The following is a 16,284-nucleotide window of genomic DNA, read 5'->3' on the forward strand; positions in this document are numbered from 1 at the left end:
CCATCGCCTGCTAGCCCATCGCCACCTTGTCGCCGCCGTGCTCACGTTGGTCGAGCCACATCGTGCCGAGCGCAAACGCCAGCCAGCCGATATTGTAGATAAGGCCAATTATCAGAACGACCCAGCCGGGAATCGGTCCGACCGCGGCGCGATCGACAAATTCCGCGAGCGTTGACGCGGGCGTCGGATGGATTGCGATCTTGCCGTAATAGGCAATCACCTGGACGGCGAGAATCCAGACGTAGTTGCGACGCAGCCGCCGTCCCGCCGCACGGACAAACGAAATGTGGTGGCGGGGCGCCGTGTAATCGCGCCCGAGCACCACCTGCCAGCTATCGTCGCGGGCTTCACCGGTGAATATCGGCGCGTAGAAATTCGTCTCCATCCACCGAGCTCGGGCGCGCCAGACATTGAAGTAGCGATAACGTCGCGCCTCCATGCCGAGAAACACGGCAATGAGCAGGCCTACGAGCAGGAGCGGCAGGGGTGAAGCTTCCGGGCTCGAAAAGGTCGTCGACAGGGCGATGCCCATTGTGACAATCGCCCAGTTGGTCGTGTTGTCGAGCCGCGTTCTCCAGATTGTCGAACGGTAGACTTCGCCCCGGTAGAGATGAGCGATGGCGCCCATTTCGGCAGAATTGAAGCTGTGTTGGCGCTGTGTTTCGCTGGAAGCCGTAACAGACATGGCGGGACTCCGGTTGTCCGAACCGCGGATCACCGGCGTTGACCGGGAGCGTCCACATCATCAACGCCGATGAACCTATCCGGAATTGTGACGTCGCAACTATGCTCGCCCTGAGGCCGAATTGCTAGCAACAGGTCGAGCAATAGAACGGTGCACCGCACTATCCCGGCCTGGCGTCTGCATTGGGTTGCGTGCGCGGCTACAATGCCGACGACATCGCGCAACCCGACAGGGCGCTGTTCACGGCGCAACTTCCCACTTGTGTTCGTCTAATCTCAGCGGAGAGAAACCATCGTAGTCCCGGCCATGCCAAGTACACGCGCGGCCCCGGTGGACAGGTCAATGCATCGTCCCTTCACGAACGGACCACGATCATTGATCCGGACGGTGACGCTTCGCCCAGTGGAATGTGAGGTGACTGTGACGTGAGAGCCGAATGGTCTGGCGCGATGTGCTGCGGTCATCGCATTGGGACTCATCCGCTCGCCCGACGCGGTCTTGCCGCCGCCGTAGCCATAGCGAGAAGCAATGCAGGTTTCGGCAAATGCCGGCACAGACAGACAGGCGAGCGCCAGGGCGGCGCATATCGGGCGGATCATCGTCACCCTTCCAGGACCGAGGCTCAATTGGCCAACTGCCAACTTTTCGCGGGCCTCTGAGTTCCAGCAAGCGCGTCAGAATGACGAAGCGGCACGGCATCGCTGCGGTAACAGGATCGTCTAAGCGCGTGATGCGCCCGGACAATCGGCGCCCTACCGCTTGGCCCCGAGATACGTCGTCCATACAGCGCTGGCTAAGGTCTGTGATGTTTTGCGAGCGCACACCTTTTCGACTTCTGCAACGATCGATGAGACGCTGATTCTCGGCTGTGTTTGGCCGCTCGCCGCAGCAACGTAGTTGAGTCCCGTCCAGAAACCGTGAATCCAGACCGTCCCCTCCAACACATGCTCTTCTGTAGACCGCCAGTGAGCGCAACTCATGCTCCCTACTCCCACCATGTCGACTGAAACCTTGGCGTCCTGCGCTGACGCTGTGCAGACCGACGCGCCGAGGACGATCGACGCAAATAGAGATGGCCTTATCATCCACCAGGTCATGCTGGCACCTCTCGCTCGAACGCCCAAAGTCGGCTGTCGCGTAAGTCCAGCGATCGGGTTGGTTACCGGAATGCCACTACCAACGATGCCCGCAAGGTCCCGGCACATCGAGGGTTCAATCAACGTGGATTCCCTACAGCATCACCACGAATTAGGCTGCAGAGTGACGAATGCAGATGGCGTTAGCTCATTCCGCTGTTCCACTTGTAGGCGGGATGGCTGGCGCCTGCTCAGCAAGTTGATCCATCATCAGCCATTGCATCGCAGCGACAGCGCTGGCGATCTCGGCCAAGGCGCCTATGATTTCACGCCTCAGCTTGCCGCTAAGCCCCCGCCATCGCCTGCTCGATCGCCGACAGCGCCGCATTGGCCTTGGCGCCGTCGGGCCCGCCGGCCTGCGCCATGTCGGGCCGGCCGCCGCCGCCCTTGCCGCCGAGCGCCTCGGAGCCCTTGCGCACCAGCTCCACCGCGTTGAATCGCGCGGTGAGATCAGCGGTGACGCCGACGACGATGCCAGCCTTGCCGTCCTCGGTGACGCCGACGATCGCGACCACACCGGAGCCGATCTGCTTCTTGCCGTCGTCGACCAGGCTCTTGAGATCCTTGGTCTCGACGCCCTCGACCGCACGCGCCAGCAGCTTGACGCCGCCCGCTTCGCGCACGCCGCCCGCTGCCGCGCCGTTGCCGGCGCCGCCGCCCATCGCGAGCTTCTTGCGCGCATCCGACAGATCGCGCTCCAGCTTCTTGCGCTCTTCCATCAAGGCCGCGATGCGCGCCGGCATGTCGTCGACACTGGTGCGCAGCTCGAACGCCGCCGTCTTCGCAATCGCCATCGTATCATTGGCGTGCTTGCGGGCGTGACGTCCGGTCAGCGCCTCGATGCGCCGTACCCCTGAGGCCACCGCGCTTTCGCCGGTCACCGAGATCAAGCCAATATCCCCGGTACGGCGCACATGGGTGCCGCCGCACAGTTCGACCGACCAGCCGAGCGCGTTCTGGCCGTGGGCGCGGGCCTGCTTGCCCATCGAGACCACGCGGACCTCGTCGCCGTATTTCTCGCCGAACAGGGCGCGAGCTCCGGCTTCGCGAGCGTCATCCACCGCCATGATGCGGGTGGTGACCTCGTCATTCTCCAGCACCACCTCGTTGGCGATGTCCTCGACGCGGGCGAGCTCTTCCGCCGTGATCGGCTTTGGATGCACGAAGTCGAAGCGCAGACGATCGGGCGCCACCAGCGAGCCGCGCTGGGCGATGTGATCGCCGAGCACCTGGCGCAGCGCCTCGTGCAGCAGATGCGTCGCCGAGTGATGGGCGCGGATTGACGACCGGCGCGCATGATCGACCTCGAGCTGCAGCGCGGTGCCTACCTTCAGCGTGCCCTGCTCCACCGTGCCAAGATGCACGAACAGATCGCCCGCCTTCTTCTGCGTGTCGGTAACGCGGAACTTGACGCCCTCGCCCGTCAGCAGGCCGATGTCGCCGACCTGGCCGCCGGACTCCGCATAAAACGGCGTCTGGTTCAGCACGATCGCACCGGTCTCGCCAGCCTTCAGGCTGTCGGCATCCTTGCCGTCCTTCACCAGCGCCGTCACCACGCCCTCGGCGCTTTCGGTGTCGTAGCCGAGGAATTCGGTGGCGCCGAGCTTTTCGCGCAACGGAAACCAGATGGCCTCGCTGGCAGTATCGCCCGAGCCGGCCCACGATGCGCGCGCCTTCACGCGCTGCCGCTCCATCGCGTCCGAAAACGCCGCCTGATCGACGCTGATGCCGCGCGACTTCAGCGCATCCTGGGTCAGGTCGAGCGGGAAGCCATAGGTATCGTACAGCGTGAAGGCGGTATCGCCGTCGAACATGTCGCCCTTCTTCAGGCCCGCGCTCTTCTCGTCGAGGATCGCAAGACCCCGCTCCAGCGTCTTGCGGAAGCGGGTCTCTTCCAGCCGCAGCGTTTCCTCGATCAGCGCTTCGGCGCGCACCAGATCCGGATAGGCCTGGCCCATCTCGCGCACCAGCGCCCACACCAGGCGATGCATCAGCGGCTCGCGCGCGCCGAGGAGCTGCGCGTGGCGCATCGCGCGGCGCATGATCCGTCGCAGCACATAGCCGCGGCCTTCATTCGACGGCAGCACGCCGTCGGCGACGAGGAAGGCTGAAGAGCGCAGGTGGTCCGCGATGACCCGGAACGACGCGACGTTCTTCTCGTCCGGTCCATGCCCGAGCGCCGAAGCGGCGGCGTCGATCAAGTGACTGAAAAGATCGGTCTCGAAGACGCTGTCGACGCCTTGCAGGATGCAGGCCATGCGCTCCAGCCCCATGCCGGTGTCGATCGAGGGGCGCGGCAGCGCGACGCGCTCGTCCTTCGTCACCTGCTCGAATTGCATGAAGACCAGGTTCCAGAATTCAAGGAAGCGATCGCCGTCCTCTTCCGGGCTGCCCGGAGGCCCGCCCCAGATATGCTCGCCGCGATCGATGAATATCTCGGAGCACGGACCGCACGGGCCGGTATCGCCCATCGCCCAGAAATTGTCCGAGGTCGCGATCCGGATGATGCGGTCGTCCGAGAAGCCGGCGATATTCTTCCAGTGGCGCGCCGCCTCCTCATCGTCGTGGTAGACGGTGACCAGCAGCTTGTCCTTCTTCAGCCCGAACTCCTTGGTGATCAGGTTCCAGGCGAGCTCGATTGCACGTTCCTTGAAATAGTCGCCGAACGAGAAATTGCCGAGCATCTCAAAGAAGGTGAGATGCCGCGCGGTGTAGCCGACATTGTCGAGGTCGTTGTGCTTGCCGCCGGCGCGCACGCATTTCTGCGAGGTTGTGGCACGCTGGTAAGCGCGCTTCTCGACGCCGGTGAAGACGTTCTTGAACTGCACCATGCCGGCATTGGTGAACATCAAGGTCGGGTCGTTGCGCGGCACGAGCGGCGACGACGACACGATCTCGTGACCGTTCTCCGCAAAGAAGTCCAAAAATTTCGACCTGATCTCGTTGACGCCGCTCATGTTCATCCAATCGAAAAAAGGGCCGGAATGGGCCGCAACCAGCCTTTAACCTCGGCGCATGATCCGCCAAGTGTTAAGCGGTTTGGCGAAAAGATCATGCGCCCAATTTTATGGTTTTGGAGCGCGGCCGGACGCAAAACCGGGAGCCACTTTTGCTGGCCGCGCTCCCCGGAACGCTTTTAGACAAGGCGGCCTGCGGTGTCCAGAAACTGTGCAGGCGGATCATAGGCTTGCCGCAGCACACAAGATGGGCACGCAAGTCCCGTTGATAATGTTGCGGCTGCGTTGACAGGCTTGGCAGGGCTGTGTTTCCCTCTTATCTGTAAGACGTCACGTCGGGAGAGATCGGCTTAAGCGCCGGCGCCGAAGGAGCAACCGCCCCGGAAACTCTCAGGCAAACGGACCGCGTGACGAAATAGCATCTGGAAAGAGACGCCGGGCAACACGCGCCCAGGGTGTCCGCCGACGGGATAATACTCTCAGGCACAGCGACAGATGGGGCTTTCTTTGGGTTTTTGGAGACTGGTCTCCGGAACCCATGAGGGCCTTGACGATGCTGGCAAGCGACAAATCCTCCCTCAAACGCACCCCGTTGCACGCGCTCCATGTGGCACGCGGCGGCAAGATGGTTCCGTTCGCGGGCTACGAGATGCCGGTGCAATTCCCGGCCGGGGTCCTGAAGGAACATCTGCATACGCGAAGCGCCGTCGGCCTGTTCGACGTCTCGCATATGGGCCAACTCGCGCTGCGGGCGAAATCTGGCAAGGTCGAAGATGCGGCGCTGGCGCTGGAGCGGCTGGTGCCGCAGGACATCGTGGCGGTTGCGCCGGGACGGCAGCGCTACGCCCAGTTCACCAATGACGACGGCGGCATTCTCGATGACCTGATGGTGGCGAATTTCGGCGATCACTTGTTTTTGGTCGTCAACGCCGCCTGCAAGACCGAGGACGAGGCGCATCTACGCGCTCATCTCTCCGAGAGCTGCGTCATCGATTCGCTGGCCGATCGCGCGCTGATCGCGCTGCAGGGACCCAAGGCGGAATCGGTGCTGGTGAAACTTGGTGCAGACGTGACGGCAATGCGGTTCATGGATACCGGGCCGCGCAAGGTCGCCGGCTTCGACTGCTTCGTCTCCCGCTCCGGCTATACCGGCGAGGACGGTTTTGAGATTTCGGTGCCGGCCGAACAGGCCGAGGCGCTGGTGGCGGCATTGCTGGAAAACCCCGACGTGCTGCCGATCGGCTTAGGGGCGCGCGACAGCCTGCGGCTGGAAGCCGGGCTTTGCCTCTACGGCCACGACCTCGACACCACAACGACGCCGGTCGAGGGCGCGCTGGAATGGTCGGTGCAGAAGAGCCGCCGCAGCGGCGGCGCCCGCGCAGGCGGCTTTCCGGGCGCAGAAAAAATCCTCTCACAGTTTGAAAAAGGCGCATCGCGACGCCGCGTCGGCTTGCGCGCGCAAGGCCGCGCGCCGGTGCGCGAAGGCGCGCCGCTGTTTGCGGATACCGCTTCGACTGACGCCATCGGCAAGGTCACGTCGGGCGGCTTCGGCCCGAGCCTCAATGCGCCGGTTGCGATGGGCTACCTGCCGACCGCGCTTGCCGCAAACGGCACGCAGGTTTTCGCCGAAGTGCGCGGCCAGCGCCTGCCGCTGCAGGTCGCAGCCATGCCATTCGTTCCCAACGCCTACAAACGCTGAACTTGCAAACGCTGAAGGAAATTCCATGACGACGCTGTTCACATCCGACCACGAATGGCTCCGCATCGAGGGCGATGTCGCCACCATCGGCGTCACCGACTATGCGCAATCGCAGCTCGGCGACGTCGTGTTCGTCGAATTGCCGAAAGTCGGCCGCGCCCTGAAGAAGGCCGAAGCCGCCGCGGTCGTGGAGTCGGTGAAAGCCGCTTCCGACGTCTACGCGCCGATCTCGGGCGAAGTGATCGAGGTCAACGAGGCGCTCGCCGCCGAACCCGCGCTGGTGAATTCCGACGCCGGCGGCAAGGCCTGGTTCTTCAAGCTGAAGATCGCGGACAAAAGCGAACTCGGCGGCCTGATGGATGAGGCCGCCTACAAGTCACACACGGCGTGAGGATGATGAACCTTGCGACCACACACTCACTGTCATCGCCCGGCCTTGTGCGCAATTGCGCACTGGGACCGGGCGACCCAGTACGCCGCGGCCTAGCGGTTCATCGCAGACGGCGTACTGGATCGTCCCGCCCCAACTGCGCGATTGCGCACAGGGCGGACGATGACACCGAATTTTGCAAATTCTAGCGAGGCCCACATGAACGCGCCGCTCAAGACCACCGCCGCAGCCGCCACCGATTTCGTGCGCCGGCATATCGGCCCCTCGCCCCGGGACATCAGTGCGATGCTGGAGAACGTCGGCGCGAACAGCCTCGCCGAGCTGATGAGCCAGACGCTGCCCTCCTCGATCCGGCAGGAGAAGCCGCTCGATCTCGGCACCGCGTTGAGCGAAACCGAGGCGCTGTCGCATATGCGCGAGCTCGCCGCGCAAAACCAGGTTTTCACCTCGCTGATCGGCCAGGGCTATTCCGGCACCATTTTGCCAACGGTGATCCAGCGCAATGTTTTGGAGAACCCGGCCTGGTATACGGCCTATACGCCGTATCAGCCGGAAATCAGCCAGGGGCGGCTGGAGGCGCTGTTCAACTTCCAGACCATGATCTGCGACCTCACCGGCCTCGATGTGGCCAACGCTTCGCTGCTCGATGAAGGCACCGCCGCAGCCGAAGCGATGGCGCTGGCCGAGCGCGCCTCGCAAGTGAAGACAAAATCGTTCTTCGTCGATGCGGAAGTGCATCCGCAGACGCTCGCGGTGCTGCGCACCCGTGCCGAGCCGCTGGGCTGGAATCTGATCGTCGGCGATCCCCTCGCCGATCTCGAAGGCGCCGATGTGTTCGGCGGCCTGCTGCAATATCCGGGAACGACGGGCGCGGTGCGCGACCTGCGGCCGGCGATCTCGGCGTTGCGTGCGAAGGGCGCGCTCGCCGTCGTCGCGGCCGATCTCCTGGCGCTGACGCTGATCGCCTCCCCCGGCGAGCTTGGCGCTGACATCGCCATCGGCTCGGCGCAGCGGTTCGGCGTGCCGATGGGCTATGGCGGCCCACACGCGGCCTATATGTCGGTGCGCGACGCGCTGAAACGCTCGCTGCCCGGCCGCATCGTCGGGCTGTCGGTGGATTCGCGGGGGCAGCCCGCCTATCGGTTGGCGCTGCAGACCCGCGAGCAGCACATCCGCCGCGAAAAGGCCACGTCCAACATCTGCACCGCGCAGGTGCTGCTGGCGGTGATCGCTTCAATGTACGCGGTCTATCATGGCCCCGAGGGGCTGACGCATATCGCACGCACCGTGCACCGCCGCGCCGCGGTGCTGGCGGCGGGGCTGACAAAACTCGGCTATGCGCCGGCTTCGCCGGCGTTCTTCGATACGATCACCGTCGCCGCGGGCGCCAAGCAGAGCGAGATCGTCGCGCGCGCGCTCGCCGAGAAGATCAATCTTCGTATCGGTGACGGCACGCTCGGCATCGCCGTGGACGAAACGACCACGCCTGCGACGGTGGAAGCGGTGTGGCGCGCCTTCGGCGGCAAGCTGTCCTATGCGGATGTCGAGTTGGACGCGCGCGAAACGCTGCCCATCGAATTGAAGCGCGACAGCGCCTTCCTCGTCCATCCCGTGTTCCACACGCACCGCTCCGAGACGGAGCTGCTGCGCTACATGCGCAAGCTCAGTGATCGCGACCTCGCGCTCGACCGCGCCATGATCCCGCTCGGCTCCTGTACCATGAAGCTGAACGCGACCACGGAAATGATCCCGCTGACCTGGCCGGAATTCGGCTCGCTCCATCCGTTCGCCCCGCGCGAGCAGGCGGCCGGCTATCACGCGCTGTTTGCGCGACTGGAAAAATGGCTGTGCGACATCACCGGCTATGACGCGATCTCGCTGCAGCCGAATTCCGGCGCACAGGGCGAATATGCCGGGCTGGTCGCGATCCGCGCCTATCATGCCGCGCGCGGCGAGCCGCACCGCAAGGTTTGCCTGATCCCCTCCTCCGCGCACGGCACCAATCCGGCGTCTGCCCACATGGCCGGCATGGAAGTGGTGGTGACCGCCTGCGACGCGCGGGGCGATGTCGATGTCGACGATCTCCGCGCCAAGGCGGAGAAGCATTCGAAGAATCTCGCCGCCGTGATGATCACCTATCCCTCGACGCATGGCGTGTTCGAGGAGCACATCACCGAGATCTGCGACATCGTGCACAGCCATGGCGGCCAGGTCTATCTCGACGGCGCCAACATGAACGCGCAGGTCGGTCTCTCCCGCCCCGGCGACTACGGCGCCGACGTCTCGCATCTCAACCTGCACAAGACCTTCTGCATCCCGCATGGCGGCGGCGGCCCGGGCATGGGCCCGATCGGCGTCAAGGCTCATCTTGCGCCCTATCTGCCCGGCCACCCCGCAACCGATGGCGCGGTGCCGCATCCGATCGGCCCGGTGTCGGCGGCGCCGTTCGGCTCGGCGTCGATCCTGACGATTTCCTACATCTACATCCTGATGATGGGTGGCGAAGGCCTGACGCGCGCCACTGAAATGGCGATCCTCAACGCCAACTACATCGCCAGCCGCCTCGATCCGCATTTCCCGGTGCTTTACAAGAACGCCAAGGGACGCGTCGCGCATGAATGCATCGTCGATCCCCGCCCGCTGAAGACGACGAGCGGCGTCACCGTCGATGACATCGCAAAGCGCCTGATCGACTACGGCTTCCACGCGCCGACCATGAGTTTTCCGGTGCCGGGCACGCTGATGATCGAGCCGACCGAATCGGAATCGAAGGCGGAGCTGGATCGGTTCTGCGACGCGATGATCGCGATTCGAAGCGAGATCACGGAGATCGAGATCGGCCGCTGGAAGGTCGAAGCCTCGCCCTTGCGCCACGCCCCGCACACCGTGCACGACATTGTCGATGATGCATGGAACCGCCCCTATAGCCGCGCCACGGGTTGTTTCCCCGATGGCATCTCGCGCACCGACAAATATTGGAGCCCGGTCGGTCGCGTCGACAACGTCTATGGCGACCGCAATCTGGTGTGCTCGTGCCCGCCGGTTGAGGATTACGCGCAAGCGGCGGAGTGAGGCTCATGTCCCGGACGCGGTGCAGCGCGCTAGCGCTGCTCCGCAGAGCCGGGACCCACACACGCGCAAAACGGATAGACCCGGATCAGCAGCGCACTGCGCCGATCGAGAAGCGTCGCGCTGCGCATTCGGGGAACGCAAAAACAAAACGGGCACTGAGGACGTCGGCAACTCAACGTCCGCAGCACCCGTTCGTCACGATTCAGGCCTTAACCCCTGAAGCGTTTCTCAAAACTTATTCGTCGTCCGCCGGCTCCTCGCCGTCGGCGTCGCGCTCGGCGGGACCTGCCAAGATCTGCTCGGCGATCAGGCCGGAGTTCTGGCGGATCGCCATCTCGATCTTGGCGACCATGTCGGGATTGGCCTTGAGGAAGGCTTTTGCGTTCTCGCGTCCCTGGCCGAGACGCTGGCTATCATAGGAGAACCAGGCGCCGGACTTTTCGACGATGCCGGCCTTGACGCCGAGGTCGAGGATCTCGCCCATCTTGGAAACGCCTTCGCCATACATGATGTCGAACTCGACCTGCTTGAAGGGCGGCGCCAGCTTGTTCTTCACCACCTTGACGCGGGTGGTGTTGCCGACGACTTCGTCGCGCTCCTTGATTGCGCCGATGCGGCGGATGTCGAGGCGGACGGAGGCGTAAAATTTCAGCGCGTTGCCGCCGGTGGTCGTTTCAGGCGAGCCGTACATCACGCCGATCTTCATGCGGATCTGGTTGATGAAGATCACCATGGTGTTGGACTTGTTGATCGAGGCGGTGAGCTTGCGCAGCGCCTGGCTCATCAGCCGCGCCTGCAACCCCGGCAGCGCATCGCCCATCTCGCCCTCGAGTTCGGCCTTCGGCACTAGAGCCGCCACCGAATCGACCACCAGCACGTCGATCGCGCCGGAGCGCACCAGCGTGTCGCAAATTTCCAACGCCTGCTCGCCGGTGTCGGGCTGCGAGATCAGGAGCTCGTCGATGTTGACGCCGAGCTTGCGCGCATAGACCGGATCGAGCGCGTGTTCGGCATCGATGAAGGCGCAGATGCCGCCCTTCTTCTGCCCTTCCGCCACCGTGTGCAACGCCAGCGTGGTCTTGCCCGACGATTCCGGCCCGTAGATTTCGACCACCCGCCCCTTCGGCAGGCCGCCGACGCCAAGCGCAATGTCGAGGCCGAGCGAGCCCGAGGACACCGTCTCGACATCCATCGAGCGGTCGTTCTTGCCCAGCTTCATCACCGAGCCCTTGCCGAACTGGCGCTCGATCTGGGAGAGCGCGGCGGACAGGGCCTTGGTCTTATCCATGGAGGATCCTTCAACGATACGCAGGGCAGTGGCGGACATATACGTGCTCCTTATGGCGGGGATTCGCGAGCGGGACAAACGGCGTGAGCGGCTTTTGAGATTCGATTTCGTCAGGGAAATCTTGTACCATCTTTGTTCTATGTTCGCAATATGTTCTTTTCGCCACCCCATGGTTACTGGCCAGTTTCCGACCTCACTGGCTTGGTTTGAGTTTTTTGCGGTGGCCCATTGCTCCACGAGCGGTCACGCCGCCGTCATAAATCCGTAATCTTACGGGAATGATCTGCGGCTCCAGTTTTTCAAATAGGCTGGGGCGGCACACGGGGTGAGTAATGACGGGACATACACAGCTAGCCGTAACGCCGCGCGACCGCTTTCTACAATCGGCGCAAGAGGAGCTGATTGCTTTCGAGCGGCGAGAGATAGAGTTTCGGAAAAAGGAGCGCGCCGAGCGCGCCGCAGAACTACGCCTCCCTCTTGAAAGAGCAGTTCACTAGTAAAGAGGCGGCCAGTAAGGCGGCCTCCTTCGCTTCAGAGCAAGCTCCCGATCTTAGCGCGAGATCGAAACGCTCTTGCGCCGCTGATACCGCCAGCCGACACCAAGTCGGCTGCAATAGCGATAGAGTCCGTCGGGTTGGCGGCGGTCCCTTTTTGATTTTGGGCGTTAGGCCTTTTTGTATTCGAACCAATTTATCCCCGCCTAGTTAAGTTTGCCGGAACCCGGTGGAGGAGGAATGGCGATGAAATGGGCCCTAGTGATTGTCGGCGTAGCGATGCTCGCCGGTCCGGCATTGGCCGACCCGTGGAAAGACGAAAGCGGTAAGGGCCGCTGGGGCTATGATCGCGGCGGCTACTATGGCCGCAGCTACAATGAAGCACGCGAGTACAAGCAGGAATTTTACCGAGGTCCCTGCAAGATCGAACGCAAGTGGGAGCGCAACGGCGAGTACAAAGAAGAGACCAAATGCAAAGGCTACCGTTAGTGCTCAAGAGGCCGCCGGTGTTGGCGGCTTCTTCCCAAAAAGGTCTCGCGCAAATTGAAAGGGCCGCCTTTCGGCGGCCCCCAGCCGGTACAAATTGGTTCGGGATGAAAAGCAGCCCCGGCACCATCAAGCATAGAGTTCTCCGCACCCTTTTTTGGAGTCCGTAACACCACGGTGTTTCCAATACCGGAACCCCAGGTATCTCCAATCCCATCTCCCGGTGCGTCTTGAGGAAGATAGCCGCGCCTCGCCTTCGCTGCCCGGACTGTCCCCCAACTGCGCAAACACACGGAGGTGACCTACCCACCCAGCCTCTGCATATTTCTCGCCAATGACGAGCCGACATATCCTTTCACATGCCCACGGCTGGGCACGAAGGTGCAGCATTGGCTTCCGGCGACCGCGCCGGAGGACGAGCCCAATTCGTATGTGTCCGTCGTTTGCCTCGCCTGCAGCCGGCTCCACTTCATCCATAAGGAAACCGGGAAGCTTTTGGGCGAGGACACCGCGCCCCACTGCCTCGTGAGATTGCCGCCTTCGGCGCCCCGCCCCAGCCGGTCCGAACGCACGATCCGCGGAGCGCACCCGACTTAAGTCTAGTTTTGCACTTTTCCCGGAACGGATTTCACCGCAGTGCGTAATTGCAGCGGGTGCGGCAGGGTAGCGACGGGTAGTGACGGGGAACCAATATTGTGCCGGGCAAGAAATACCTTACGGAACAAGCTGCAACCTTTCTTAAATTTGCAATGGCCACCACGGATCCAGAGATCGCCGCGGGTTTTCTCGACAAGGCCGCCGACCTTCGGGCCAGGAGTGAAGAGGCGCCCGACGCCAGCCCCCGGGCGCCCGATGTAGAGCAGCCGGAAGGCTAGCTCTCGCGATGAGGCCGCCGAACAGGCGGCCTCATCGTTATCCAAGCAGCAAATCGGGACGTGACGTCGCCTACAATTTTAAGCGTGCTTGCGGCTCCATCTGAACGGTCCTTCAAGGCGCTGTACACTATGCCCAGCGGATGCAGATACAAGCGACCGCCCCTGGGACCCTCCGTGCCTACGAACCCATCCTGCCGACGCTTCAACACCATGGCGCCCGTCTTCTTCTCACCTGGCTGTTGAACCTGAGCCGCGCGCCGGAGCCCCCAAGGGTGCCGCAGCCCGTCCGGCCGGACGCGCCGTCGAGAACCCACATTCCGCCGCGGCAGCCTTATCCGTCGCGCCAGGAATAGGAAGCCGGCATCCAAGCGGACGGCCGCGCCCTACGCACGTGCAAATCGCCCGCAAGTTTGTCTCGGTGCGTTGAACCTTTTTCGCATCGCCCCGACAAAACTCTTGCCTGGGATATTGCATCACTCGGGGAATAGGCCTGCGCCGCCAAGCGACCATACTCCGCTTGCGCGGCGCAGCGCTTTTTGCGCGCCGCGGAAATTAGGTCGACAAGGGAATTCGGCAAGGGAATTCGGTCACGCCCATGGGGTTGAAGCCCCGCGAGCGGATTTCGGCCGTGCGCGTCGCGGCAAAGGCATTGCCTGCGGCAAGAACAATTGCAATTTTAAGTCAGAGGTCCGGTTTGAAGCGGTCGGGAGCCGCAGCGGGATTTCTCTATGATCCACAAGGGCGTCGAATACACCGTGACGGCGGTCGCTCCGGGCATCTGGAAATGGCAATTCCGTATCGGCGACAAGGTCGTCACGGGCAAGACCGAAGCCAGGCTCAATCTGCTTGCCATCCGGCGGGTCCAGCTTCGGATCGACCGGGAGTTGAAAAAAGCCGAGCGGGAGTAACCCGGCGGCCGCCTCTACAGGCCTTCCATCGGAGAAATTTCCCTGCAACAACATCAGGTTAGATCTGAGCGACAACCCGATCTATATGCCCGGCAATGTGCTTGGGCCCGTAAAAACCCGGGGTTGATCTTTCGATAGGCGAGGAATCCACTCCCCGGCAAATGGGAGATCTCAGGGCCAACGGCGGCCCCATTTTACATTTGGTCAGCTTGCCATGCCGATCTTTTTCTTCAGCGTTCGACATGGCGAGGATGCGTGCGTCAGCAATGACGGTGCGGAATTTGCCGATCACAACGCCGCGTGGAAGGAAATGACCGGGGTCTGCGGTGACATGATCGCGGACGTTTCCCGCGAGCTGCCCGAAAACACCGAGTGGCAGATGGAATTGCTGGATGAATCCAGGAAGCCGATATTCCGGATTCGCCTGGTGGCCGAGACGCTGCAGGATACGGATTAAGCGAGCGGTAAATTAGGCGTGGGCCTTCCGGGAAGCGACATCGGGTTCATTTGGCGGCGCCACGCCGTTGCGCAGCTCCCGGGCGGAGACGAAGCGGACGCCGACCAGTTCACCCCTGCGCCAGATCAGCGTGCATACCCGTCGCACCTCGCCGCCCGCGGTGAGAGAAAGGCCGAACACCTTGGGAACCGCGAGCTCGCCCACATCCAGACAGGCGCCGTTGTCGGAAATGTCGAGGACGTAGCACTCGATCCATGGCGCATCCGGCGCCGGAATCAGGAATCCCCGCTTGCGCAAGTCGACCCGAACGAACTTGCGGGCACCAAGGTCTTTGCGGTCTCTCGCCATGATTTCTCCTGAGCGGGGAACCGTAGGCGGAATACCTGAATACCGGGTTATCGGGATCCCGCAAAAATCCTGGAGTCGGTATTAATTCCGACGCGAGCTGGTGGTCGCCTAGTCGGCGCTGGCAAGCCGGCGCATCGTGAATTCGATGTCGCCGCTGGGCAGCTCGCGCCAGCTTTCGACCGAACTCATATAGGCTGCCTTGGGATAGCGGTTGAGGAAGTCGCGCGCCCTCGCCCTCGCTTGGTCGCGCGGCAAAGTAAACGTCTCGCGCAGGTAGCCGTCGCCCAGCTTGCGCCGGCCGGCCATCCGGCTCGCGAGATCGCGCGGACGAAAGACCATGTCGTAACTCCAGACACGATGACGACAGGTCAAATATAGGGGTAGCGGCGAACGAATCCTACCCGCCGCTTTGGCGGGGAAGCTACTGGCTGCTGCTGCCGGTCTTGTTCTTCTTGGCGGGCGCCGCGGCCTTGGGCGCCTCGGTGCTGCGCACCGTGCCCCACGGATCGGAAGACGTCTTGGCGTCGGGAATCTTCCGCAAGGAATCCTTGTAAGCCTTATCCCTGATCGCTTCCTGCTCCCTTTCCTCCGGCGATTTGGACTGGACTTCCGGCATCAGGTTGATATTGGGGGTCATCTGCGCGTGGGCCGGCACCATCAACAACACCACCATTACGGCCGCGCTCAGCATTCTCATGACGCTCTCCTTTGCGATGCTTTCAGCGTTTCGGCAAAGATACCATCGACGTAACCGCCAAGCCAAGCACGCGCGGACAAGCCTTTGGTTCGATGCCTGCAGGGTTTCGGGCGCGTGCGCCAATCGCTTTGCGGATCGCGCCGGACTTGCAGCCCACGCCGCTGTTCCCTTCGTCGCAATGACCACTACAATGCGCCGACAACAAGATCGGATGAGGAAACGGACGTTCATGCAACAACAGCCACAAGCGGGCGAATTCGGCATCGCGGAAGCAACGCACGTGCTCGGCGAGGTATTTGCGCCATGGGTGATGGATCTCAACCTGTCGATCGAGCGCTTTGACTCTGCGCCGCCCGGCGATGCCGCCGACTGGCAGCCGGGCGCGATCCTGCGCCTGCCGTTCTCGGAGCGGCTGTGCCGCAATGGCGGCACGGTCTCGGGCCAGGCGCTGATGGCATTCGCCGACACCGCGATGGTGATCGCCAACCTCGCCGCCAACCGCGGCTACCGCGCAATTGTCGATGTTCACTAATTCGCTGATTGGATCGCGGTGGTCTTGGTGGCTGCAAAGGCCTTCGGGGTGAGCCCTGCAAGGGCCTGATGAGGCCTGTGGTTATTGTAGTAGATCAGGTACTCGAACAGCTCTTTGGTGAAATGGTCGAGATTGTCGAAGGTTGCGCCCTCGATGACGTCCTCTTCGAGGGTTCGCCAGAAGCGCTCGACCTTGCCATTGGTTTGCGGCCGGTAGGGTCTGGTGTAGCGATGCTTGATGCCGAGTTCGAGCAGCATGG

At 62.8% G+C, this 16,284-nt stretch carries 14 protein-coding genes, 3 pseudogenes and 2 riboswitches; of the genes and pseudogenes, 8 read left to right on the forward strand and 9 right to left on the reverse strand.

Annotated elements, in window-relative coordinates; all coding sequences use genetic code 11:
• Nucleotides 1-10 precede the first annotated feature (10 nt).
• From YUO_RS0126650 to alaS, 3 genes are all read right to left on the reverse strand, one after another.
• Entirely contained in the window at nt 11-685 is a 675-nt protein-coding gene (locus tag YUO_RS0126650) for a DUF2270 domain-containing protein (protein ID WP_028350008.1), read from the reverse strand.
• Nucleotides 686-960: 275 nt separating this feature from the next.
• The gene (locus tag YUO_RS45080; RefSeq protein ID WP_083754727.1) at nt 961-1,284 is read right to left on the reverse strand and encodes a septal ring lytic transglycosylase RlpA family protein; all 324 of its coding nucleotides are present in this window, start codon (nt 1,282-1,284) and stop codon (nt 961-963) included.
• An 821-nt stretch (nt 1,285-2,105) separates the two neighbouring features.
• Complete coding sequence (alaS, locus tag YUO_RS0126660; RefSeq protein WP_028350010.1) at nt 2,106-4,778, reverse strand: alanine--tRNA ligase; 2,673 nt, start codon at nt 4,776-4,778, stop codon at nt 2,106-2,108.
• A 325-nt stretch (nt 4,779-5,103) separates the two neighbouring features.
• A riboswitch (glycine riboswitch) is annotated at nt 5,104-5,194 on the forward strand.
• A 3-nt stretch (nt 5,195-5,197) separates the two neighbouring features.
• A riboswitch (glycine riboswitch) is annotated at nt 5,198-5,276 on the forward strand.
• Nucleotides 5,277-5,331: 55 nt separating this feature from the next.
• Between alaS and gcvT the strand changes: the two genes are divergently transcribed.
• The 3 genes from gcvT (at nt 5,332) to gcvP (ending at nt 9,940) form a co-directional block, all read left to right on the forward strand.
• The gene (gene gcvT / locus YUO_RS0126665; protein WP_028350011.1) at nt 5,332-6,477 is read left to right on the forward strand and encodes a glycine cleavage system aminomethyltransferase GcvT; all 1,146 of its coding nucleotides are present in this window, start codon (nt 5,332-5,334) and stop codon (nt 6,475-6,477) included.
• Nucleotides 6,478-6,502: 25 nt separating this feature from the next.
• Nucleotides 6,503-6,868, forward strand: coding sequence for a glycine cleavage system protein GcvH (gcvH, locus tag YUO_RS0126670; protein WP_028350012.1), 366 nt, complete (start codon nt 6,503-6,505; stop codon nt 6,866-6,868).
• Nucleotides 6,869-7,066: 198 nt separating this feature from the next.
• A complete protein-coding gene (gene gcvP, locus YUO_RS0126675; RefSeq protein ID WP_028350013.1) occupies nt 7,067-9,940 on the forward strand; it encodes an aminomethyl-transferring glycine dehydrogenase in 2,874 nt (957 codons plus the stop codon).
• Between the two features lie 235 nt (nt 9,941-10,175).
• Here gcvP and recA read toward each other — a convergent pair whose 3' ends face one another.
• Nucleotides 10,176-11,267: a recombinase RecA gene (gene recA / locus YUO_RS0126680; protein ID WP_028350014.1), complete on the reverse strand. Its 1,092-nt coding sequence runs from the start codon at nt 11,265-11,267 to the stop codon at nt 10,176-10,178.
• Between the two features lie 701 nt (nt 11,268-11,968).
• Here recA and YUO_RS0126685 point away from each other — a divergent pair.
• The 4 genes from YUO_RS0126685 (at nt 11,969) to YUO_RS0126700 (ending at nt 14,448) form a co-directional block, all read left to right on the forward strand.
• The gene (locus YUO_RS0126685; RefSeq protein WP_156908783.1) at nt 11,969-12,211 is read left to right on the forward strand and encodes a hypothetical protein; all 243 of its coding nucleotides are present in this window, start codon (nt 11,969-11,971) and stop codon (nt 12,209-12,211) included.
• A gap of 692 nt (nt 12,212-12,903) precedes the next feature.
• Complete coding sequence (locus tag YUO_RS46525) at nt 12,904-13,083, forward strand: hypothetical protein (RefSeq protein ID WP_156434032.1); 180 nt, start codon at nt 12,904-12,906, stop codon at nt 13,081-13,083.
• A gap of 728 nt (nt 13,084-13,811) precedes the next feature.
• Nucleotides 13,812-13,991 carry a hypothetical protein gene (locus YUO_RS0126695; RefSeq protein ID WP_028350016.1) on the forward strand — a complete coding sequence of 60 codons (180 nt, stop codon included), beginning with the start codon at nt 13,812-13,814 and terminating at the stop codon, nt 13,989-13,991.
• Between the two features lie 214 nt (nt 13,992-14,205).
• Nucleotides 14,206-14,448, forward strand: coding sequence for a DUF6894 family protein (locus YUO_RS0126700; RefSeq protein ID WP_028350017.1), 243 nt, complete (start codon nt 14,206-14,208; stop codon nt 14,446-14,448).
• Nucleotides 14,449-14,460: 12 nt separating this feature from the next.
• On the opposite strand, the gene YUO_RS41850 is transcribed toward YUO_RS0126700, so the two are convergent.
• From YUO_RS41850 to YUO_RS0126715, 3 genes are all read right to left on the reverse strand, one after another.
• Nucleotides 14,461-14,796 (reverse strand): PilZ domain-containing protein, encoded by a 336-nt coding sequence (locus tag YUO_RS41850; RefSeq protein WP_035727708.1) that lies wholly within the window; start codon nt 14,794-14,796, stop codon nt 14,461-14,463.
• Nucleotides 14,797-14,904: 108 nt separating this feature from the next.
• Nucleotides 14,905-15,135 carry a hypothetical protein gene (locus tag YUO_RS0126710; protein WP_028350018.1) on the reverse strand — a complete coding sequence of 77 codons (231 nt, stop codon included), beginning with the start codon at nt 15,133-15,135 and terminating at the stop codon, nt 14,905-14,907.
• A gap of 82 nt (nt 15,136-15,217) precedes the next feature.
• Nucleotides 15,218-15,493, reverse strand: a complete 276-nt coding sequence (locus YUO_RS0126715; protein WP_028350019.1) for a hypothetical protein — start codon at nt 15,491-15,493, stop codon at nt 15,218-15,220.
• A 229-nt stretch (nt 15,494-15,722) separates the two neighbouring features.
• Between YUO_RS0126715 and YUO_RS41855 the strand changes: the two are divergent.
• Nucleotides 15,723-16,019 (forward strand): annotated as a pseudogene (locus tag YUO_RS41855) (PaaI family thioesterase); the annotation flags it as partial.
• Between the two features lie 2 nt (nt 16,020-16,021).
• Here YUO_RS41855 and YUO_RS0126725 read toward each other — a convergent pair.
• Nucleotides 16,022-16,207 (reverse strand): annotated as a pseudogene (locus YUO_RS0126725) (IS3 family transposase); the annotation flags it as partial.
• Nucleotides 16,189-16,284: pseudogene (locus tag YUO_RS49010) on the reverse strand (integrase core domain-containing protein); the annotation flags it as partial. The pseudogenes YUO_RS49010 and YUO_RS0126725, both read right to left, overlap by 19 nt.

This window comes from Bradyrhizobium murdochi, from assembly GCF_000472965.1.
GTDB lineage: Bacteria > Pseudomonadota > Alphaproteobacteria > Rhizobiales > Xanthobacteraceae > Bradyrhizobium > Bradyrhizobium murdochi.